Source organism: Solibacillus sp. FSL H8-0538 (assembly GCF_038003525.1).
Classification (GTDB): domain Bacteria; phylum Bacillota; class Bacilli; order Bacillales_A; family Planococcaceae; genus JBBOPI01.
Window position 1 is genome coordinate 2,103,776 of sequence record NZ_JBBOPI010000001.1, and the last position, 22,678, is coordinate 2,126,453.

Sequence of the window (22,678 nt, forward strand, 5' to 3'; positions counted from 1 at the left end):
ATTGAAATTAAGAGTGTCTGCTGTACAGTACCATCTACATACGATCAATCGTTTTGAGGAGTTTGAGGCACAGGTGACGCATTATGTGAAGGCTGCGGCTGAGTTTAATACGGAGTTTATTTTGTTTCCGGAGTTTTTAACGACACAGTTATTGTCGATTTCGACTAATGGCGAGGGGCAGCCGATTCACAATCTGCCAAATTATACGGAAGCTTATTTGCGTTTATTTTCTTCGCTCGCTGCGGAATATGGCGTCTATATAATAGGAGGAACGCATGTAATCCGCAGAGAGGGCCGTTTGTACAATGTGGCGCATCTCTTTTCACCGGATGGGCATATTGGCGAGCAGGCGAAGCTTCATTTGACACCGACAGAAGTGACGGACTGGGGCATTACGCCGGGTGAGTCTTTGCGAATTTTTGAGACGGCTAAAGGGAAAATTGCCCTACTAACATGCTATGATATTGAGTTCCCAGAAGTGGTGCGCATGGTGCGGGGTATGGGTGCCGATGTGATTTTCTCTCCTTCTTGTACGGATGACCGTCACGGCTTTAATCGCGTTCGCTTTACGAGTCACGCGCGCACGATTGAAAACCAAGTGTATGTTGTATCGACTGGAACGGTTGGGTCACTTCCGAACGTGGACTTTATGCGTGGCAACTTTGGACAGGCTGCGGTAATTACACCAAATGATGTACCCTTCCCACCAAACGGCATTTTAGCGGAAGGTGAAATTAATAACGATATGATCATCACCGCCGATTTAGATGTGGCGCTTTTACAGGAAGTACGTGAGCGCGGGTCCGTGACGACTTGGCGAGATCGTCGCTTTGATTTGTACCCGGATCTTGGCAAAGTAGATGCAATAACATCAATGACAAAGGAAATTGTGTTCAACAAGGTAAACTAGTTTTTCATACTTATTAGGGGGAGTGTTTGACATGGAATACGTTCAAATTAACAATATTGAGGATCCTTTATTTCCAAAAATGCACAAGCTAATGCAAAATGTTTTTCCTGCGGAGGAAGTACTGGAGTATGAGTTGTGGAGAGAGCCTTTATTGGACCCGACAATTCGTATGTTTGTGGCAGTAGAAGAAGGCGAAGTTGTGGGCGCAACGGAATACCGGTTTTATGCTGACAAAAAGTTGTCCATGACCGACTTTACGATGATTGGTAAAGAAGGCATTGGCGTTGGTCCATTCCTTGCAAAAAAACGACATGAGGATTTAATGCAGCTGTCAAAAGCGCATAACGTTGAGTTAATCGGGGTGTTTGCGGAGATTTACGACCCATATCGCATTGGTAATCATGCATTCGGCGGTATTCAAGCAATGAATCCATTCGTGCGTCGTGAAGTGCTTGCACATCTAGGCTTTAAACGATTGAATTTCTCGTATGTACACCCTTCCTGGACAAATGAAGGCGATGCGGTAACGGACTTAGATTTTTGTTTCCTTCCTTATCAAGAAATAAACGAATTAAGCGGACTTTTTATTGCTAATTTCTTAAAAGGCTATTATGCGATTTTATCTCACAAACCGGACGCATGGCATTTGATGATTGCTGCATTAGAATCAAAAGAAGAAGTTGAATTGCTTCCATTATAATAACAAAGTAGGCGTCTCAGGGAGTACTTTGAAACGTCTTCTTTCGCGATTATTTTGTTAAATGATTTTTTTATCCACTTAAATGTGTTCATTTTTTTCTACTAATAGTTGAATGAACTGCTCTCAGTTTTTTGATGAAATGAGCACCATCAGCATCTAGGCTCGCCCTCAGAAAAGCGTTCGCCACAACGGAAATCAACGACATCTAAAACAAAAGCCAGTGCTTAAACGATGTCTCGTTCAAGAACTGGCTAAACTACTTTATAAACTTTTTCAATGCCCTCAAAATAGCTTGTGATTTTGTATAATCAGAAAGCCGTTTTCATCAAACTTAACGTTATTTAAACGGATTTTTCCACTCCATTAACAAACCGTAATTATGTGATTCTTCATCGTCTAAATAGTTGGGCACGACACATATTGGCGTACGTCCGCATCGCAGTAAAAAGGTAATGACGGGATCTTTTAATTCACCTGAAAGAACACACTCCACATATTGTTCAGGTGTTAGTTGCTCTGCATATTTGTGATAGCCAGGCATTCTTCCCCCTCCTAGGGCCCGGTCGAGTTGGTCATGAACTACACGCTCATACACCGATTGCATTAATAACTTCCCTAGGTCTAGCTTACGGTAGGCCGGCTTTACAGAAATATCGACAATATATAAGGTCTTCCCACTATTCTTATGATTTCGAATGGAGCCGTGATCGGTCGCTTCTTCCCACGTATGGAATGGGTTGTCCGGATCAAAATCAACTAATAAACCGGTAATCGAGCCGACAATTTCTCCGCCTATCTCTACACATAAAGCCCCTTCTGGATAATGCGTAACATGACTTTCTAGCTGCGCTTCACTCCACCAAAGCTCAGAAGGAAATGGCGGAGGAAAACATTGTTGTTGAATCATAATCAAGTCTTTGAAATCTTTTTTCTCATAGTTTCTCACTACTGCTAAAATGGGCTTTCCATCTTGAAATACATAGCCTTCTTTTCGATACACCAACAGCTTCCTCCCCAAGTCATCCCTTTATGATTCGCTTTTCAAATTTTTCATATAGTCATCAAAATCCTTGATATTCAATGGTTTACTAAAATAAAACCCTTGGCCAAATACGCAGCCATCTTTACTTAGTTCATCGACATGTTCTTGTAATTCGATCCCTTCAGCAATGACATTTAGACCGATTGTATTCGCTAAAGTTAATACAGCTTTTACAATTGCGCTGCTCTCTTCATTCGTATGAATATCCTTGATAAAGGAGGCATCGACTTTCAACGTATTAATAGGTAGATGTTTAAGGTAACTGAGCGAGCTATACCCTGTTCCAAAATCATCAACAGAAATATGGACACCCAGTTTTTGGATCTCTCTTAAAACGGGCAACGTACTTTTAACGTCAGCAAAAATACTTTCGGTCACTTCTAATTCTAGCCATTTTGGATGTAATTGAGTTTCTTTTAAAATTTCTTCAACTACATGAATAAAATTCGGCTCCACTAACTGACGGACCGAAACATTAACAGATAACGTTAATGGCGGAAACCCATTTACCTGCCATTGTTTTGTTTGTCTGCAACTTTCTCTTAAAATCCATTCTCCTAACGGGGCAATTAAACCTGTTTCTTCTGCCAAGGGTATAAATTTCCCTGGAGGAATTATTCCTAAATTCGGATGATTCCACCTCACCAAAGCTTCCATACCAAGTAGTTCATTCGTAGATATATTTAGTTTTGGCTGATACTCCAAATAGAACTGTTGCTCTTTAATCGCATTTCTTAAGGCAGTTTCAAGTAAATTACGTTCTAACGATTGATTTTGGATCGTTGTATCGAATAGGATAAAATTATTTTTGCCACGTTCTTTTACATTATAAAGTGAATCATCTGCATTTTTGATTAGTTCTTCTGGAGATTCTCCATGTTCAGGGTAATTTGCTATGCCAATACTGCACGTGATTAAATGTTCCTGACCGTTAAATATTATAGGCGTTTGAAAATTCGTTAAGATGCGCTTAACAATTGAAATTGTATCTTCCTCATCTGGCACATCTTTTAACAGGACAATAAATTCATCGCCCCCTAATCTGGCAGGCACGTCCGATTGGCGAATAGCCCCTCTGATTTTTTGTGCAGCTCCTATAATAACCGCGTCTCCTGCATCATGACCCCATTGATCATTAATTGATTTGAAATTATCTAAATCAATAAAAAGAACCGACATTTTGGATCTCGATAATTTTCTATCCTCAATTTCAGTACGAAGCTGATTCATAAATGAACGTCGATTTGGAAAATTAGTCAAAGCATCATGATAAGCTAAATGATAAATTTTCTTTTCAATTTCTTTGCGACTACGTGTATCTCGTATGACCACTAGTAACAATTCATTCATTGAATAATTAGAACTGCTAATACTACTAATATTTGCTTCAACTTCGAAATACTCTCCATTAACATTCCGAATTCTAAATTCTACAAGCCTTGTTTCTTTTTTTCTTCTAAAATATGAGTCAATTTCTTTTTTGACAATTTCTACATCATCCGGGTGAATCAATTCAAACAAATTACTGTTTTCTAATAGCGCAAGGTTAATCTTTAATAAGGTTTGAAAAGATGGGGATACATATTGAAAAGATCCGTTTCCTTCTATTAAAGAGACAAGATTAACTGTATTTTCGGCAATCAATCGATACTTTTCATTGCTTACCATTACTTCTTCCTCTAATTGTTTTTGCTTCGTAATATCAGTACGGATTGAGATGTATTGATACGGTATTTTCTTTTCATTCAAATATGGGACAATTGTTGTTTGTACCCAATACATGGATCCATCTTTTTTTCTGTTCTTAATTTCACCTTTCCAAATTTGACCAAACCCAATCTGCTTCCACATTTCTTTGAAAAATGACTTCGAATGATAGCCCGAATTCAATATCCGATGATCTTGTCCAAGCAATTCATTTCGGTCATATTGGGATACTTCACAAAAATGATCATTCACATAGGTAATCATGCCTTGTTGATCCGTAATCGCAACAATTGAAGATTGATCTAAAGCATATTCAATATCTTGAAGGGCTTTTATTTGTTTGGTCATATCCTCAACTCGGTTATTATTATTATATTTGTTGTCCATTGGAATTAATGCTCCTTTAAAAAAATAGCTACACATTCCCTACTTTGTATACCTTTAATTAATAAAAACGAATCCTATATCAGATAATTATATCATTTTTAAGGCGAATATATTAACTGTCAGTATTAAAAGTCTTATAAACACAAAAAAAGTACACGACTACAAAATCGTCACGTACTTCCATTCAGTAATATACGAGGAATATTCCCTTTTTTCTTCAAGCGATTCCACAGGAAAATCGTGTATACGAATAGCACACTATTAATCACAAAAGGAAAATCGTGTATACGAATAGCACACTATTAATCACAAACGAGTGCAACACCGAACTTTGGGTATTGTCCAAAAGTTCGAAAAAAACCACGAAAGAACATGTTCATAATAATCGATTGACGATCAATAATTCGAAGTGAAAGCACAATTCCTACAAGCAGCGGTTACACAACTTGGATAATGGTGTGTCCTCAACTGTCTGACCCCATCTAGAACCTCAACTAGCAGGCTCCCTTATTGCCCCCTATTCCATCTCCCCCTCAGACTTGAACATATACCCCTCATACGATTTTTTAATTGATAACACGAGACCGATTAACATCATATTCGATAGCAATGAACTACCACCGTAGCTAAGGAAAGGCAATGTCACACCCGTCACTGGTAATATGCCCATTGTCATGCCGATATTTTGGAATATTTGAAACGTTAGTAAGCCAATAATACCCGCGCCGGTTACGTAAGAAAAGTTGGTTTTCGCATGTAAAACGAGAATGACAATCCTATGTAACAATAAAAAATAAATAAAAATAACGAGCGCTCCACCGATAAAACCCATTTCTTCCGCAATTGTTGAAAATATAAAATCAGTATGCTTCTCTGGAACATATACTTCATTTTGTAAATAACCTTTCCCTGCAAGTTCCCCCGAGCCAATCGACAGAATTCCTTGCCGCGTTTGGTAGGCGGAATCACCATACTCAAAAGGCTGTAACCACCCGTTAATTCTCGAAATTTGATGCGGAGATAGCTGACCCAAAACATTTTCCGTATAAAAGCTATTGAAGTGAACATACATAACGACAATGATGCTAATAATCGTTACAGGAATTAACGTTAACGTCAATAATAATTTTTTATTTAAGTTTGAAAAATAAATCATGGGGATTATCAACGCTAAATACAGCATGAGCATACCTGTATCTGGTTGTTCATAAACGATGAGCATTGGCGGAATTGTAATTATCCCTATTTTAAACAGCAGCCAGCAGCCTTGTTGTACAGTTGCCGCAATGAATTTTTCATCGTGTTTTTCGATGACGATTCCAACAACAAGTAAAAAAGCAAACTTCAAAAATTCAGATGGCTGAAACGTACCAATAAACTTAATCTGATACCACGCTTTCGCTTCATTTATAGGACGTGCAATGCTCTCAGGTGCAAAAATTAAGCCAATTAACAATAAAGTGATGATCGCATAAAAATACCAAGAAACCTTTTTCAACTGGTCTAAGTCAAAAGAAGCTACACAAACTATAAGCACAATTCCTAAACAATAAAAAATGAGTTGCTTTAATACAAATGCCCCTGAATACTGTGAACTCATCACACTACTTGAATAGATAAAAAAGCAACTAATGATAGCTAAAACACATACGTATAACAAAATAGGTCTATCCACTATTTTAAGAAACACGGAATTTTCTCCTCTACTAAATAATTATCCAATATTTAGACGATAATGGTTCAATAGAGTTCCACATAATATGAATATTCCGACATTTCAACTAAGCTCAATAATTATCTACTGTTCAGTTCCTTTCATTCCAAAACCTTCACCGAATTTTATTGAGTGTAATTGTCCGTTTGAAGCCCAATTTTCTCTTTCATACTCATCAAAAATAACGGTCACCCATTCTGCTTTTACATGTAATTTTTCCGCAGCTTCTTTAGTAATCGCTTCAACGAAATTTTGCTTTTGTTCAATCGTTCTACCTTTAGCTATTTTCACTGTGATTATAGGCATATTACCAATCCTCTCTCATTTATTTTTGCTCACTACTGTCCCTGTATTCCCAATAAAGAACCATGTATTTTTTGAATTATTTTATATACTTCCTCACTTCTTCAATGAAACCCTTTTAGTAAAAAAACAACCCAAGAAAATCATGATGATTTCTTAGGCTGTCGCAGTTTATTTTTCTTCAATTTAACCCTTATTTTTTCCCGCTTGCAATCGATAAATAGCCGACGAATAACAGCATAAGTGCAACACCGACGAGCTGCCACGTCTGCATAATCGACCCGAGCCAGATCGCCGAAATGACCATTGCTGTTAACGGTTCGAAGCTTGATAGAATACTCGTTTCCACTGCTGAAATATACTTCATACTACTTAGGAATAAGACAAAGGCAGTGGAACCAAGGAAAATAAGCGCCCCCATCATCCACAACATATTAGCATCCGCGAGTAGTGTCCATTCTGGCGTTGACCAAATTTGTCCCAGGATCGCGAATACAAGGCCACTAATCACCATGCCCCAGCCCACAACGGTTAGTACGCCCCATTCGTTCATTAAACGGACGGGATATAATGTATAAAAGGCATATGTAAAACCTAGTAAAACACCCCACATAAGCGCTTTCTCACTCACAAGTAACGTTGATAGTGAGCCATTCGTTAATAATAAATAAAGCCCCACTAGTGTGCCGACAATGCCAATAACCTGACTTCTCGGCGGTAGCTTTTTCTGCATAAAGGCAACATATAAAATAATAAATATCGGTGCTAGAAATTGCAGAAGTGTGGCAACGACTGCATCACTTTCTTCAATTGCCTTAACAAATGTGTATTGCAAGCCGACCATTCCAATAATACTAAAAACCAGTAGCTGATTGCGCCACGCAGGTATTTTCCATACTTCAAATACCGGTTCCTTACGCACACCGATTAAGCATAGAATAAGCGTTCCTGCAATAATTAACCGCACAGCAAGCATAAATTCTGCCGACATCTCTGTATTGTGAAGCATCCACTCCATCATTGGGCCAGTAGCACCCCAAAACATAGCGCCGACAACAACCATAATAATTCCTTTCAAACGATCCACAAAAAATCCTACTTCCTTTTCATTAGAAAAACCATAATATTAATATTTTTAGGTAGTTTACGAATCTATTTTATCACGTCTCGACCTACTAGGAAAAGTGGATTTCATGCCAAAACATCCGTCTCAATGTAATTTTGTCCCTTCATATTAAAGAAATAGATGATGAGCATTACGTACGCAAAGAGCACTGCAACAAGGAGAAATATGGCTGCCACACCCCCAGCTATTGACGAGGAATGTGTGAATACCTCAGGAGTGATCGCTACAATGAATAAAACCGTTAAAAAAAGATACTTGATTTTCTTTGTATACGCTTCCTGTCCAATAGGTCGTGCAATTTGCAGGCAAACCCTGAATAAATAATAATAGAAACTAAGCGATAACAAGGCATTCCCTAAGCCTAACAATGTCCACCCTAATGATAAATCTTGCTGTAAAGAACTAATAGTAAACATATAAATAATAATAATTGTACCAAGTAAAATCGCTAGCCACTTTGCTACAACGGACCCCTCAAAGTGCTCAAGCTTTCCAAAGGCTGCTGCCATTAAAAAGAACCCAACAAAATCAGGAAGCCAGTCTATACCGATATTGATATCCAAGAAAATAAGAAAATGCCCGATAATTAGCGTTGAAAAAAAGTTTTGCATTCAGTCAACTCCCTTTTTTAGTAGCTCCAGGATGACGTTTTCCGGTGGATAATTTAACGTCTCTCCGAATACGACCTGTGTCAGTGGTTCACCCTTCTGATCCACACCACTTAAAATAATATTGTGAAATGACTCATGCGCAAAACGGTAGTTATGTGTGTATTGAATGACTAGTTTTTCATTTGGTGCTGTTTCATACGGGAGCGTTAGCACTTCACCAGATGAATTTTCTAGAACGAGCTCAGCTGTCTTAATCGTTGACGTCAGTGCTTCAATCTGAATTGATTCCGCAAGCGTCATGCTTAACTCTTTTTTATGTGAATTAATTTCGATTAACAGTTTACTCTCGCTGTTCACGAAACTTATTTGTAAAGGAACTTGTACTGGTGCACTCTTTACGAAATGAAATTCCGCATACTGCAACTCATCCCGATGCTGTTTTAAAAAAGCAACATCCTCCAACGTTAAGTAAAAAACGGCATCCTTTAGCGCAACATATGTATAGTTTTCCCTTACTGGTATATAATCAGGATCCCAAAACTAGATAAACCCATCTCCTAAATGGTAAAAATTACGCCCCCCAACTACGAAGAATTGTAGTACAACCGCGTCGCCACGATTCATTAAATAGCTTATGTCGAGTTGATTTTTTTCATAATCTTCAAATAGGATATGCTCTGTCACATCTAATATAAACGGCTTATCTAACTTTTGCTCTTCTCCATACCAAATACTCACGCAAATAACAATGGCTGTTGCACATAAACAGGCGATAAAACGTTTACTCAACACATCGGCCCCCTTTGCAATAGTGTAGCATAGACGGCAATTATATTGGAAAAATTAACAATATATAGGTATAACAGCACGTGAAAGTTGTTAATAGTATATGGAGGAGTGGATGACATGTATCGAACAATAGATGAACGTTTTGAGCTATTAGAAAAACAGCTTGAGAAGCAGGCATTTCAAATTAAATTAATGCAAAAAATAATTGCGGATCAACAGCAGTATGCACTATATGATTTAATAATTTCAGCGAATATTTCAGAGGAAACATTTAGTGAACTGCATACCTTAACAAAACGCTATGAGCAGAAGCAGGAGCAATTACTTCCTGTTACGCTCAGTGATTTCGTTTATGATTTTCAGCGCATTATTGCAAAAGACGAAACAAACGCATATCCGCGCGATGTGTCGAGTTTGATTCCTCGCTGGCTCGGGGGGAATGCGGGTAATTTCGGCTTTTCTCAGAAGCTGTACGAGCAATTTTATGGAGATTAAACCTTCCTATAGTCAAACCAGACAAAAAATCCCCGACGCACTATATCGTCGGGGATTGCTTGTTTTATTTACGGAGCTTTGCCATTTTTTCTTCAAGCCAAGCCATAAACTCATTTCCTTTAGAGCCTTCATACGCATCATACACATCTAAGCGCGTACGTTTTAATTTGTCTGCAAAATCTGCAACAGTCGAATCTTTCGGTAAGCTTTTTAAAATACGTATTAAAATTTTGTCCGTGCCCTTAATTAAATCGTATTTATGTGGCTGTGGTTTGGCCGCATTTTGACCAAAACCAACTAGTGCTTTATGTGCAGCTTCACGTACGGCTTGCACTGTGTCATTTTCTAGACGATTATTTAGTAAATCGATTACTTTATCATCTTTATAGTTTGACAATTCCTTCACTGCATCTAAACGATCGCGCCAGCTAGAAGTATAGTTTGCCTTCTTTTTTAACTCTACATAGTTTTCTGGTAATTCTGTTTGAAATTTCGTCATTATTATAAACTCCTCATATAGGCCATTTTAGGTTAGCCCAGTCTTTCTATTATAGAGGGTAACAGCCAAAAATGCAAAAGACCCCCAAAACGATGCCTTTCATTCATTTTTTTCTATCTACTATTGTTCACTACGATACCTTATCATGTAGTCATGAAAAATAAGCCTGAGACCATTGTAATAATACACGACACAATATCATGTGCATGCATAGCAAAAATATTTCCCCTCAGTATGGATATAAAGCACGTTCTGAAATATACAACTTACATCATGCAGCAATTAATATAACAAAGGCTTTAATTCCATCTTATTAGAAGGCAGGTTGCTATTTCACATAGATTTTCCGTTGTAAAAAGTCCCCGATTTTATCAATCGTTTCATTTATTTGAACTGTGAACGTATCGTTTTTTGTAAAATAACTATGCACAAGACCTTTTGCAATCGTAAGTTCTGCATCAACGCCTGCACTACGCAGCTTGTTTCCGTACTGAATTGCTTCATCTCGCAGTACATCATTTTCAGCAACAACGATAAAAGCTGGTGGTAAATCCGTAAAGTCCTTTGCGTGCAGCGGAGCCACTAATGGATTTTTCGCATCTTCCTGAGACCGGATGTAATAGTTACCAAACCACACCATTACATCCTTATCTAAACCATACCCATTTCCAAACGTTTTATACGAATTACTGCTGTAGCTCAAATCTGTCACAGGATAAAGTAATAGCTGAGATGCGATTGCGCTCGGCTGCTCTTTTGCCAGTAAAGAGACTGCAATCGCTAAATTACCACCCGCACTATCGCCAGCAACTGAAATAATTTTTGGATTGCCGTTATACATAGCAGCATTTTCTTTTGTCCAGATGAATGCATCATAGGCATCATTAACAGGTGTCGGAAATTTAAATTCTGGTGCAAGACGGTAATCAACCGACAACACAATGCTGTTTGTTTCATTTGCAAGTAACGCACAGCTCACATGGCATGTATTTAAATCATTTAACACCCAACCACCGCCATGATAATAAATAATAGTAGGAAATGGTCCCTCCCCTATTGGAGTATAAATACGAACTGCAATATCCGCACCGTCACGAGCAATAAACTGCGTATCCTCAATAGACGCAAGAGGTGGAAGATCAGGTGTTGCTAGTGGCAAACAAGCACGCATACGACGCGCCTCAGTTGCTGTCATCGTTGTAATTGAAGGAAGTTTATTTGCTTTATATAAATAGCTTATTGTAATGTCCAGTAAGTACGTCATTGTCGTTCACGATCCTTTTGTATGAGAGTTCATATGAATCCCTTTAATTCCAATTAACTTAGTATGTTATTAGTTTAAACTATTTAGAGTGAAATTACAAATGGGGAGTTTACAGTTGTTTTTGACATGATGCTCGCAGTACTAAATCGCTGCCTAGGGGATCAATCTATTATGGTGGGGTGGGTATTTATCTAATCTTCGCGGTTATCTATCAAACTCCAAAATCCGAGTAAATAAATAAAAACACCCCGCGAGTTGCGAGGTGCCATAATTTACATTTTCTTTAATTTTTCATATTCTAGTTGCAGCTGTTCAATGCGTTTCCGTCCTTCTTCACGGTTACGCACTGTTTCGGCTTGAATTTGTTTCGTTTCTTCAATGCCGGCCATAATTGTTTGCCACGTTTGTTCAATCGTTTCAATTTTAATGCTTGGACTACCTGCTTGACGTGCAATGTCCACAGAATTTTTACGGACATTTTCAGCATTGCGAACGAGCATCTCATTTGTACGTTTATCAAGCTCCGCCATTGAGTCCGATACAAGCTTTTGACGTTGCATTGTTACTGCGTGGACTAGCCCTTGCTTAAAAATCGGAATCGTCGTGACAAACGCCGAGTTAATTTTACCGATTAAGTGGTTATTCCCTTGCTGCATTAAGCGGATTTGCGGAGCAGATTGGAATGATACTTGCTGCGCCATTTCTAAATCATATCTACGTTGCTCCAGTAAATCAATCGCGCGATGGAACGTTTCTAACTCTAGAGCTGCTTGTTGATCTCCTGCTTCAGTTCTTGATTTTAGCGCAGGTAGCTGTTGTTGTAGGTGCTCTACCTTCACTTCAATTGCCGCCACATGCTCACTTAATGAATGGAAATAACTTAAGTTCTCGTCATACATTTGTTCAAGCTGCACTGTGTTGCGTTTCATTTCGATTTCGTATTTTTGAATCTCTGTATAAACCGCATCCACTTCTTTATTCATCGTGTCGTATTTTGATAAAATGCGCTCTAGCTGTTCTTTACTTCTCGAGAACAGACGTTTAATGAAGCCGCCCTTTTTCTCCTCAGAAAAATCTTTCGGATCAAAGCGGTCCATAATTTTATTTAAATTATTCAGTAATGACGTCGACTTTTCTAAATTACTTGTTTTAATTGTTGCGAGCATTCGATCTGAAAACGTCGAAATCCCCGTTGCCGTTTCTTTACCAAACTCTAGCACAGCGATTTGATTTTTTATATCAATTTTTTGTGCGAGAGTTTGCACTTGGGGCTCCTGTTTCAACGCTTCTTGACGCTGGCGAATTTGGGAAAGTTCTTCTGTAGATACTAATGCCTGTGGTGCTGCTTCAATAATTTCATTCACTGGTTCTTGTGTGCGTTTATCTAAATCTGCGAATAATGGATTTTCTGACATATAAATCCCCCGTTCAATACTTAATTTGCTCCACTACTGTTACGTATGACTGTGTAAAAGGTTTCACTTTTCGACATTCACTATTATACAATGTATGCCATGCGATCCGGCATAAAATTTATTTAGAGCCCCGACGCCAGCTCATGCCCCAGCCGTACGCATTATCGAGTTGTTGATGACCGTCAAAATATTCAACTAAGCGCTCTACTTTAAATGTTTCATTATTGATATTTTCAATCATCGCGATTGCGCACATCCCTAGTCCTGGACGTGATTCATTTAAACGTACTTCAATATCTTGGCCACCAGGATACGTAACTGTCACGATGCCATCTGCTTGCGCCCAGTTAGCCACACCTTCATAAATGAACGTATAGACGACTAAACGTTTAATTTGCTCTACTTTATTTCCATTTATACGTAAGTTTTCGCCGCCACTCACCGCACCAGTGCGATCATCACCGTCCAGTTGAATAAATGGCGCACTGTTGTATTGGCCAAATGCATTTCCCAACGCTTGCACACAGCCTTTTTGTCCGTTTTTTAATTCATATAAACATCCGAGATCTAAATCAATCCCATTGTTTTTGCCGAGTAGGCTTGATAAAAAGCCGCCCGATTTTTTTTGCTGATTCCAGTTTAAATTCACAACAATTTCACCTAATGCACCTTGCTTCTTTTCTAAACTAATCGACTGCCCCTTTTTCGTTAACTCAATTTTGTTCAGATTTACCATTACATAACCCCCCCTATTTATTGTGTAAGATTTCGATTAAGCAATGCTCCGCAAATGCTGCGCCGCTTTTTTTAATAATTTCCAGTTCTTTGTAGGAGTCTGGATACCTGACAATTTCGCCATGCAAAGGTACAAAGCTGCGATTTGCATTGTAGAGCATCGTTAAATCCATCAATGAATCCCCCGCTGCGTAATGCTTGTCGAACTGTAATTTCCCCTTAACATAATCAACTGCTGCACCCTTTGTTAGAACCTGTGGCAAAACGTAAAATTTCCGCCCGTGAACATAGCTCTCCCAGCCCTCAGAAAGTAAAGCCGTATGTAACAGCTGAATTTCTTCTACATCAATCGTTGCCTCGTCCAGTGCGAACATATAAAATAAATTTTCAACTTTATGTGTCCGTAAAAAATAAGGTTTACTTAGCTCGGTAGCAAAGCGTTTTGGAAGCTCGTCAAACGCAAGCGCCTGCTGCTGTATACGCCCGCGTAAATCCGCATCCCACGCCAAGTCGAGCTTGCCATCTTGTAAAATAATCCCACCATTTGCTACAACGACATATTTTGGTAGGATCTCCTGCTGAAATAGCGTTATGCGATTATACTGTATGAGTGACCTCGTTGTTACCGGAATAAAATGCGTCGTCTTTTGTAGCTCCTTTAAATCGGCAATTGCGGCTGGAGTCATAAACGACTGCTCCCTGCCCTCAAACCATTCAATACAAATTCGCTTTTCGGGCGCTGTGTTAACGGTGCGCTCCGAAAAAATTAAGGTTCGGTCTAGATCCGACGTAAAAAGATTCATTTATTCAGCTCCTTTATAAGCCCACAACACGCGTACGTCATATCAGTATATGTCTCCACCTCTACTCCGCGTTCTTTTGCAAGTAAGTAAATATGCGATAAATCATGTTCATACACTGGATTCACTAATATTTTCCACGGAACACGGCGTAACAGCACACGTGTCGTTTCACCGATTCCGGGTTTAATATGATGACTATTCGCGATGCCAAAATGCTGCTGAATCGTACGCACAGATTCCATCCCTTTCCAAGAAGGTTCTGGCTCATTCAAATCAATTTTATCCCCATTATTCGTTACGTTCGAAAACTGAGCCGCAATAGTATCAATAAAATAATTCGACATGTCTACATTTTGTAGCTCTTTATAATATTTTGCCCCATGGAAATCACCTGACTTAATGAATGCTGGATTAAGTACTGTACGACTGACGAGCCCGGACACAGTTGCATTTAAACATGCGGATGGAATTAAAAAATCATCACGTGTGCCGTAAATTTTCACGCTATGTCCTGGATCTGCAAGCACAGCTAAACTGGGTTCAAGCGTGATGCCATCCGTTTCCTGTAGCAGCGCACATGCCTCCGATAGCTCATGAGTAATTGCGCCTTTTCCTGTCCAGCCATCGACAAATTGTATTTGGCCAGTTGGATGCTGATGCAAAATATAGCGAATGGCCGTTTCGTCGATTCCACGACCACGAATAATGGAAATAGAATAGTGTGGGACCGACACCTCGTATTTAAATAACAAATAGCGCTTAATTAAAATTCCAATTGGCGTCCCGGCTCGCGCTAAGCTAACAAGCACCAAATCATTCAAGTTTTTCAGCGCCATGATTTTTTCGGCAACAGTGACAACTGCTTTTGATAGGCGCTCTGCGTACTGCGTCAAACTATGGTGAAATAGCTGAATATATTCCGCACTTGGCTGATACTCTACGGGGAGCATTTCAGCATAATGCGTACCTGATTGAATCCGTTTTTCTCGTTCTGCAGTTTGTATTTCTACGTTCATATGGCTAATGTCGCGTAGTAAAAATACAACATCTTCTCTAGCATAACTACCTAGTTGATCCGGTTCATATTTCAGCATCTCGTCACTCCTCCTAGTCATTTGTAAACGTAATAATATGAACGGAACGACACTGCTTTTGCAATGCCGCTACGAGCTCACGTAGCGCCCCTTCATCTAAAATCCTTTCAAACATTAGGAAAATATCATCATAGTCATGCGTTCCGATATTGTATAAGTAATTAATAACTCCAGGAAATTCTGGGCTATGAAACACAAATTTATTGTAAATAAGTGACTTTTCATGTGCATAAATCGGGCTTCTCGTCGTCGATTGATAATACACATCCGGTCCCATTTGAGATGCCACATACATCGGGTTATACATAAACTCTCCTGTACCAATAACTAAGCATTTCTTCCCTGTTCGCATTGCCACAAGCTTCGGAATAACAGTCTGTAGTCGCAGCGACATCTCCCCTTGCTCGATAGACGTTAAACTAAAGCGACCACTTCCCATGTAGTACGGAATCTTATACTCCTCAAGTTGTGAACATAATGAACTCTCTTGCACTAGCTCAGATGCTACATAGTCTGCTATTGAAAAATAGTGCAACACATCCGTTTTCTCCCCAATCAAAAGCGACTGTGGCTCAGGTAATGTACCAATATTTTTTGCATCAAAATGGCCGCTCATCAATGCCACGCTATGAATCTTTATATTTAGCTCCTGCGCTAGTTGTTGGACTGCTTCTTGGTGCTCTGCATTGCGCCAATCCAAAATAGCTACTAAAGTAAACACTTTTAAATGTGGAAAACTGGTATGCAGCTGACGAATAATATTCAAATTTGTTTTGCCAGTTGTCATTTCATCGTCTACTAATACGACTTCTCCGTCACCATCAAAAAACGCAGGATTATGCAAATACACACGGTGACTAGAAGCATGGGAGTGCTCTTCTTCAAATGTAATAACTGGTGCCCGACACGCGAGTTGTTCACGTGTCGTATGCACAAACTGTACATCCCCTGTAAATGCATTAAAAAATGCGTGCCCAAGTGCGGTAGCCGTTTCAGCAAAGCCAATAATTTTCAGTGGCGTTGCTGAATTTAGTGGTGAATTTCTAATTTTTTCAATTGTCTCCTGCAACTGCTCTTGCGTTTTTAATGCTTCGACAATAGCTGCTGTCTGTGCGTTTTCTTGCTGCTGTCGTAGTTCTATAAAGCGACGTGCTAGTAACTCACTCGTTAGAATTGGTAGCTGTGGCGCAATCGCTAAATGCTTGCCAAGCACTTTACTAACGAATAGGAAGCGACGTTTTTCATTAATGCGCATCGCCATATCAAATAGCTGATGTTCTTCAAATTGATACGGATTGTTGACCAGTTTTATGGATGCTTCAATCTTATCTAAAATGTTGTAACTACTCACGCTTTCACCTGCCCCATTAGTAAGCTCAAATAATTTACTTGCGGATTATACACCCCGTAAACTTGTGCACGCATTGAGATTCGTTGTGCCCATAACACATGTGGATTCATTTCGTTCATTTTGTTATTGTAGGCACTTTTTTTGACGCCTATTTGCCCATTTGAATGGTGTAAAACTTCAACGGCATCCAAATATTCCTCGTGCGTCACAACATAAAGTGCATTCACTGCCGTAATATGTGTCGGGTGAATGATTGTCTTGCCAATAAGCCCGTTTAACTGATCAAGTTGAACTTCACGGATTAATCCTTGCAGTGGTACATTGGTAGCAATCTCAGAATCCTCACTCGAAAAGTACTCCCAAACTGGACCGGACAACACAAAATCCATATCCGCACGATTAAATAGATTAATTATATCTGTCAAGCAGTCTCGGACAGGCGCAATATCATAAATTGTCGTATTTACTTTGCGTCGTATACCGTATAAACCACTAAAATCTGTCGCACCTACACGAATATTTAAAATATAATCATAATATTCGGTTAATATAGTTTTGATTTGTAACAATGCTTCCAATCTTGTTTCTTTATACATAATGTCTGCTGACTCTAATATCGGCATTGCATACAAACAGTAGCCAAGTTCATTTTGTTGTGCAACTAATTCTAAAAAGGCACGGCCATTAGACGCCGTAAATTTAGGTAATACATAACCCGTGAGAACATGCTGCGAGTCTCCGAGAAGCTCAATCATTTCCTTAAGTTGCTGCGGACTGCGCACACGCATAAAAAGCAACGGTAACTGCTCAATTGTCAACTGTCCATTCTTCATCGCATCGTCTAGCTGACGGAATGTCTTTACTAAATTTTCTTTACCAGCAGCCACTTGCAAATCACCTAACGCATCCTCTAAATCAATGACAATGGATGTTAAAGATGAGAATTTCCGATTTATTATATCTGCCGCAATGGACTGTTTAATTGCAGGCATATAAAGCGCTGCACCTACACAATAACGTAGCTGTTCTTTTGGAGTATATTTTGTAAAATCAATAGGTTGTTTAAAAAATACACGATCCACTTCAATTTGGTCGTCCAGCTGAAAAAGGCGCATATCCTCATCTCCTTAAAGTATTAAAAAACTACTGCTGATAGGGCAGTAGTTTTAGTTTGTGAATTTAACTAGTGTGACAATTGCACTTACGCGACTTTCTTTTTGTTCATATAATGCACAACGAACGTGCCAGCAAATGCTAAAATAAGTACAACGAAAAATGCGTAATGTGATATGTGAACACCAAATACGCCGAGTAGCATTTTCAGTGCAATAATTCCGATTAAAATGAATGCTGTGTTTTCAAGCTCTGGTATACGATCAATCAACGTTACGAAAACACCAGCAATTGTACGCATCATTAAAATCCCAAGCATACCACCGACTAATAGCACCCATACTTTGTCTGAAATTGCAAAGGCCGCTAAAATAGAATCTACAGAAAAGGCAATGTCCATCAGCTCTACTGAAATAACCGTAGCCCAGAACACACCAAAAATCCTTACGAGTGGCGTATTTTTTTTGAATTCCTTTGCATCATCGTCCTGAGCTTTATTTATGAAGTGTGAAATACAAATCCAGCCTAAATAAGCAGCACCAAACAGCTTCACATACCAGAATTTCACTAAGTAAACACCGATACCTATGAATATAAAGCGGAAGACATAAGCCCCAATCATTCCATAAAGTAATGCTTTTTTACGTTGTTTTTCCGGTAGATGCTTAACAAGCACGGCTAAAACAAGCGCATTATCTGCAGATAATAATCCTTCGATAATGACTAATGAGAAAATTAACCCCCATGAAACAGGATCCGATAATACTTCTCCCCACATTTGCCAATCAAAGAACATGGCATATGTTTCAAAAATTTGCTTAATTACGTCCACCTATAGACCTCCGATGATTACGTTAAATTTGATTAAACACTTAGACCATAAGCGTTAACTAAAGCTCCTAGACCACCTTGATAGCCTGAACCGATTGCATTAAATTTCCAATCTGAACCATGACGATAGAGTTCACAAAATACTACTGCTGTTTCAATTGAGAAATCTTCGCCTAAATCAAAGCGCAGTACTTCAGTTCCTAAATCTTCATCTACTAAACGCACGAATGCATTGACAACTTGTCCGAAATTTTGACGACGGCCTTCTGCATCATGAATCGTTACTGTAATTGCAATTCGATGAACATCTGAAGGGACTTTATTTAAGTGGATTTTAATTTGTTCATCATCCCCGTCGCCCTCACCAGTACGGTTATCCCCTGTATGTTCAACAGAGCCCTCAATACTTTTTAAGTTGTTGTAGAAAATGAAATCAAGATCTTGACGACATTTGCCCTGGTCATTTAATAAAAATGCACTTGCATCTAAGTCAAACTCAGCCCCGCCATCAAAGTTTTTCACATCCCAGCCAAGTCCAATAATAATATTTTGTAAAGCAGGATTATCTTTTGTTAAATCAATCCGTTGCCCCTTGCTTAATTGAATCGCCATCAGACATTCTCCTCTCTCTATTTGTATTATTAGCCTACTTGTAAACCAAAGTCATTACATAATGCAGCAAGTCCACCTTGATAGCCTGAGCCAATCGCAGCAAACTTCCACTCGCCGCTATGACGATATAATTCACCTACTACTAACGCTGTTTCAATGGAGAAATCTTCGCCTAAATCGTAACGGATTAGCTCACTTGATTCATTGAAAATACGAATATAAGCATTAGATACCATACCGAAATTTTGACCGCGATTTTCCGCATCATGAATTGTTACGGCAAACGTAATCTTTTCAATGCTTGCTGGGACAGCTGCTAGATCGATTTTTACTACTTCATCATCCCCATCGCCATCACCTGTTAAATTGTCACCTGAGTGCACAACTGAACCGTTGCCACCAACTGTATTATTATAGAAAATAAAGCCTTCTGGTCCAGCTACCTTACCGCTTGCTTCTAGTAAAAAGATTGTTGCGTCTAAATCGAATTCATTACCGCCGTCGTATTTATTGACGTCCCACCCTAAACCTACATTTACCTTTGTCAAACCTGGATTTGTTTTTGTTAAGTCTACTTTTTGTCCTTTTGCTAATGAAACTACCATAAAAAATCCCTCCCTATTTTTATATATTTAATATCTTTTGCAAATATCACTAATTGAAGCATCTTGTGTGCCTGTTCCTACTGCCGCAAACTTCCATTCATTGTCATGACGATAGATTTCACCTGTTATAAGCGTCGTTTGGTCTGAATAATTATCTGACAAATTATATTTTAGTAACTCCTCTTTAGTAGCAGGGTTTACAATACGAATATACGCGTTTTGGAGCATGCCAAAGTGTTGCTTACGACGTACACAATCATAAATATTTACGACAAAAATAAGCTTATTGTAGTTTTGCGGAACTGCATTTAACTCGATGTAAATTGTTTCGTCATCGCCGTCACCATCTCCTGTACGATTGTCTCCCGAGTGTGTCACCGAGTCATTCGCACCTTTTAAATTACCGAAGTATACGACATCCGTCTTATCTTGTAGTCGGTCATTTTGAAGCATAATAACAGACGCATCGCAATCAATGTCAATCGGTGTTTTACTGCCAAGAAGTCCGCCTAATAATCCTCCTGACTTTTGTTGTACTGGATCCCATCCGAGGCCAACTATGATTTTATTTAACCCGGCATTGCCCTTTGTTAAATCAATCCGCTGACCTTTTTGCAAATTAATAGACACCATTAAATCCTCCCAACAGAAAATATTTAACATCACTTCTTAATTTTACATATTTTAGCATCAATTAACAAACATTCATTCCTATCATTTCAACTTTTTTGAAATACGACGGAACATCGTCTTTAAATCGAGCTTTCTTTCGGGTTCCCCCTGCGCAATTTGCACATGTAATACATCACTTAACTTTTCGTCAAAGCTAATTTTCTCGAGCCGGTGCGTATCTAGTAGCTCGCCGGCAATAAAATGTTCAATACTTAACGAGCCACCCGGACTACAAATAATGACATCAAAGCCGAGCATGCTAAGGAACATCAAGAGAATCGCATCCTGCCTTTGCATTTGCCCACTTTCTTCTTCTTTAAACACAAGAAACGTTGGATTCAAATAACTATAATCAAACTGCTGATACAGACGAATCACTTCATCTGGAATGAGCAGGAGCTGACCGAATAAATAGGTTTCATATTTTTTTTTCGATTCTTGCGGTAGGAGCTGGATATAGCCGCTTTCAATTAAACGAATGATCGTTCTGGCGACATTTCGCTGTGCCCCTAGTTGTAAATTTTTAAATGGCCAAACCGATAACCGAATCATCTTTTCAATATCTAGCTGACCATTCGTGCTCGCATCCCGCATATGAAATTGCATATTCCCCTTCTGCAATGGGAGTAGCGGGAATGTTGTAGCAGTATACGTTGTTTTTTGATCGTGCAAGTATTTAATTTTAGTTACATAGTCTTGTCTGTTCAGCGATACGCCCTCAATTTTGGCAAATAATACAGGTAAATACACCGTATCATCTTCATCAGTAAAGCCGTCACGTAAATATAATTGCGCATCAGATAAAATGAAAAGCTCATCGTATGTTGTATTTAATATGCGCGTGCGCGTTTCATAATCTGCATATTTCCACGGGTAATTCAGCGCTGGGTTTGTATAAAGTTGCTGACTCACCTGCTCGGACGCGCGTGATGTAATCGTTTGCACCCGTATCGGCTTATCGTAGGGAAAATCAAACACTTCAGTTGTTGTAGCTAGCTGTTTTGTCGGAAAATCTTGGATGCCGTAAGACGTGAAAATATCTTCACCATTCGGCTCCACTACTACGATGTCACAGCCAAATAAATATAAGAAGTATAAAAAATATACTTCACTTTCCTTAGCAGGACCGTACCAGAAAATCTTTGGCATCTCGACTTCAAACGGAGACTCCTGCAGCCATTCCGGGAAATAATGATTGGACCACTTCACAAAATCCAGTAAAATCCGTTGCATTAGATTACTTTGCAGTCGAGGAAACCGCTGCTCTAAAAATTCGAGCCATTTCCGAAGCGTCTGGGCAAAGTGATCGCGGTACGGACTGTTCATTAACGGCAGAAGTTGCTTGCCTGCAAAAAACGCCATAAAGCGGTTAATAGATAGCGGATTAACTTGATGGATTTGCAAAATATTCACAATCTCTGTGCGTTTTTGCGGGCTAATCAGTTTCGGCATATTGTCAAAAAGCAGCGTCCAATTAATGCCTTTATTTGTTATCGCGTATATATATTCCTGCGCTTCATATTCATTGTCTTCTATGCCTAGCAGTTGTATCGCAACACGCGTATGCAGTAATTCTCCATTTCCTTTTAAAAAAATCGGTCGCATAGACAATTTCAATGCGATCATTTCCTCCCAATGCTGAAGTGCTGTTTCTTCAAAATTCTGCGGTTTAAATAACACGAATGAATTCCCTCCAGTCTATCTCAAAAATGTTATGTAGAAATTTTACCGATGTATTATTAAATTATAAGTTATTTAATGCCTTTTTCACACGAAAGATGTAATTATTGAAGGAAATATCATTGTAAACAGCAGAATTCATCGTTCACTAGTGTAAATATTCCGAAAAATTAGAAACCAAGCAATATGTGTTACTATCAATATTAATCAAAAGTAAGGG

24 protein-coding genes are annotated in these 22,678 nt (G+C 39.0%); 3 read left to right on the forward strand and 21 right to left on the reverse strand.

The genetic code is table 11. The features are described 5' to 3' along the window. The first annotated feature begins 1 nt into the window (after window position 1). Window positions 2-910: a carbon-nitrogen hydrolase family protein gene (locus tag MHH87_RS09920; RefSeq protein ID WP_340749144.1), complete on the forward strand. Its 909-nt coding sequence runs from the start codon at window positions 2-4 to the stop codon at window positions 908-910. A 31-nt stretch (window positions 911-941) separates the two neighbouring features. Then, window positions 942-1,610 (forward strand): GNAT family N-acetyltransferase, encoded by a 669-nt coding sequence (locus tag MHH87_RS09925; protein WP_340749145.1) that lies wholly within the window; start codon window positions 942-944, stop codon window positions 1,608-1,610. Window positions 1,611-1,947: 337 nt separating this feature from the next. Here MHH87_RS09925 and MHH87_RS09930 read toward each other — a convergent pair whose 3' ends face one another. The 8 genes from MHH87_RS09930 to MHH87_RS09965 all read right to left on the reverse strand — a co-directional run bounded on the left by MHH87_RS09930 (window position 1,948) and on the right by MHH87_RS09965 (window position 9,289). Continuing rightward, window positions 1,948-2,610 (reverse strand): GNAT family N-acetyltransferase, encoded by a 663-nt coding sequence (locus MHH87_RS09930; RefSeq protein WP_340749146.1) that lies wholly within the window; start codon window positions 2,608-2,610, stop codon window positions 1,948-1,950. Between the two features lie 27 nt (window positions 2,611-2,637). Further along, window positions 2,638-4,746 (reverse strand): EAL domain-containing protein, encoded by a 2,109-nt coding sequence (locus MHH87_RS09935; RefSeq protein WP_340749147.1) that lies wholly within the window; start codon window positions 4,744-4,746, stop codon window positions 2,638-2,640. A 517-nt stretch (window positions 4,747-5,263) separates the two neighbouring features. Next, window positions 5,264-6,436 (reverse strand): FtsW/RodA/SpoVE family cell cycle protein, encoded by a 1,173-nt coding sequence (locus MHH87_RS09940; protein ID WP_340749148.1) that lies wholly within the window; start codon window positions 6,434-6,436, stop codon window positions 5,264-5,266. A gap of 108 nt (window positions 6,437-6,544) precedes the next feature. Then, window positions 6,545-6,766 carry a tautomerase family protein gene (locus MHH87_RS09945; protein WP_340749149.1) on the reverse strand — a complete coding sequence of 74 codons (222 nt, stop codon included), beginning with the start codon at window positions 6,764-6,766 and terminating at the stop codon, window positions 6,545-6,547. Between the two features lie 190 nt (window positions 6,767-6,956). Further along, window positions 6,957-7,850 (reverse strand): DMT family transporter, encoded by an 894-nt coding sequence (locus MHH87_RS09950; RefSeq protein ID WP_340749150.1) that lies wholly within the window; start codon window positions 7,848-7,850, stop codon window positions 6,957-6,959. 104 nt (window positions 7,851-7,954) lie between these two features. Beyond that, entirely contained in the window at window positions 7,955-8,500 is a 546-nt protein-coding gene (locus MHH87_RS09955) for a hypothetical protein (protein ID WP_340749151.1), read from the reverse strand. Beyond that, window positions 8,501-8,800: a hypothetical protein gene (locus MHH87_RS09960; protein ID WP_340749152.1), complete on the reverse strand. Its 300-nt coding sequence runs from the start codon at window positions 8,798-8,800 to the stop codon at window positions 8,501-8,503. A 240-nt stretch (window positions 8,801-9,040) separates the two neighbouring features. Then, window positions 9,041-9,289 carry a hypothetical protein gene (locus tag MHH87_RS09965; RefSeq protein ID WP_340749153.1) on the reverse strand — a complete coding sequence of 83 codons (249 nt, stop codon included), beginning with the start codon at window positions 9,287-9,289 and terminating at the stop codon, window positions 9,041-9,043. A 117-nt stretch (window positions 9,290-9,406) separates the two neighbouring features. Here MHH87_RS09965 and MHH87_RS09970 point away from each other — a divergent pair, with 117 nt between their 5' ends. Then, window positions 9,407-9,784 carry a hypothetical protein gene (locus MHH87_RS09970; protein WP_340749154.1) on the forward strand — a complete coding sequence of 126 codons (378 nt, stop codon included), beginning with the start codon at window positions 9,407-9,409 and terminating at the stop codon, window positions 9,782-9,784. 64 nt (window positions 9,785-9,848) lie between these two features. Here the strand turns inward: MHH87_RS09970 and MHH87_RS09975 are convergent, their stop codons facing one another. From MHH87_RS09975 to MHH87_RS10035, 13 genes are all read right to left on the reverse strand, one after another. Then, entirely contained in the window at window positions 9,849-10,283 is a 435-nt protein-coding gene (locus MHH87_RS09975) for a HEAT repeat domain-containing protein (RefSeq protein WP_340749155.1), read from the reverse strand. Between the two features lie 328 nt (window positions 10,284-10,611). Then, entirely contained in the window at window positions 10,612-11,547 is a 936-nt protein-coding gene (locus tag MHH87_RS09980) for an alpha/beta hydrolase (protein WP_340749156.1), read from the reverse strand. Between the two features lie 272 nt (window positions 11,548-11,819). Beyond that, entirely contained in the window at window positions 11,820-12,962 is a 1,143-nt protein-coding gene (locus tag MHH87_RS09985) for a toxic anion resistance protein (RefSeq protein WP_340749157.1), read from the reverse strand. 118 nt (window positions 12,963-13,080) lie between these two features. Then, window positions 13,081-13,698: a TerD family protein gene (locus MHH87_RS09990; RefSeq protein ID WP_340749158.1), complete on the reverse strand. Its 618-nt coding sequence runs from the start codon at window positions 13,696-13,698 to the stop codon at window positions 13,081-13,083. Between the two features lie 13 nt (window positions 13,699-13,711). After that, window positions 13,712-14,500, reverse strand: a complete 789-nt coding sequence (locus MHH87_RS09995) for an HAD family hydrolase (RefSeq protein WP_340749159.1) — start codon at window positions 14,498-14,500, stop codon at window positions 13,712-13,714. Then, window positions 14,497-15,594, reverse strand: coding sequence for a cysteine protease StiP family protein (locus MHH87_RS10000; RefSeq protein ID WP_340749160.1), 1,098 nt, complete (start codon window positions 15,592-15,594; stop codon window positions 14,497-14,499). Before MHH87_RS10000 ends, MHH87_RS09995 begins: the two co-directional genes overlap by 4 nt. Window positions 15,595-15,607: 13 nt before the next feature. Then, window positions 15,608-16,945 (reverse strand): phosphoribosyltransferase family protein, encoded by a 1,338-nt coding sequence (locus tag MHH87_RS10005; protein WP_340749161.1) that lies wholly within the window; start codon window positions 16,943-16,945, stop codon window positions 15,608-15,610. Next, window positions 16,942-18,060, reverse strand: coding sequence for an HpcH/HpaI aldolase/citrate lyase family protein (locus MHH87_RS10010; RefSeq protein WP_340749162.1), 1,119 nt, complete (start codon window positions 18,058-18,060; stop codon window positions 16,942-16,944). The genes MHH87_RS10005 and MHH87_RS10010 overlap by 4 nt, the downstream gene beginning before the upstream one ends. 86 nt (window positions 18,061-18,146) lie before the next feature. Beyond that, window positions 18,147-18,890, reverse strand: coding sequence for a TerC family protein (locus MHH87_RS10015; RefSeq protein ID WP_445683089.1), 744 nt, complete (start codon window positions 18,888-18,890; stop codon window positions 18,147-18,149). Between the two features lie 32 nt (window positions 18,891-18,922). Then, on the reverse strand, window positions 18,923-19,501 hold the full coding sequence (locus tag MHH87_RS10020) for a TerD family protein (protein ID WP_340749163.1): 579 nt from the start codon (window positions 19,499-19,501) through the stop codon (window positions 18,923-18,925). 29 nt (window positions 19,502-19,530) lie between these two features. Beyond that, complete coding sequence (locus tag MHH87_RS10025; RefSeq protein ID WP_340749164.1) at window positions 19,531-20,106, reverse strand: TerD family protein; 576 nt, start codon at window positions 20,104-20,106, stop codon at window positions 19,531-19,533. A 27-nt stretch (window positions 20,107-20,133) separates the two neighbouring features. Continuing rightward, complete coding sequence (locus tag MHH87_RS10030) at window positions 20,134-20,736, reverse strand: TerD family protein (RefSeq protein WP_340749165.1); 603 nt, start codon at window positions 20,734-20,736, stop codon at window positions 20,134-20,136. A gap of 84 nt (window positions 20,737-20,820) precedes the next feature. Continuing rightward, window positions 20,821-22,458 (reverse strand): YceG family protein, encoded by a 1,638-nt coding sequence (locus MHH87_RS10035; protein WP_340749166.1) that lies wholly within the window; start codon window positions 22,456-22,458, stop codon window positions 20,821-20,823. Window positions 22,459-22,678 lie beyond the last annotated feature (220 nt).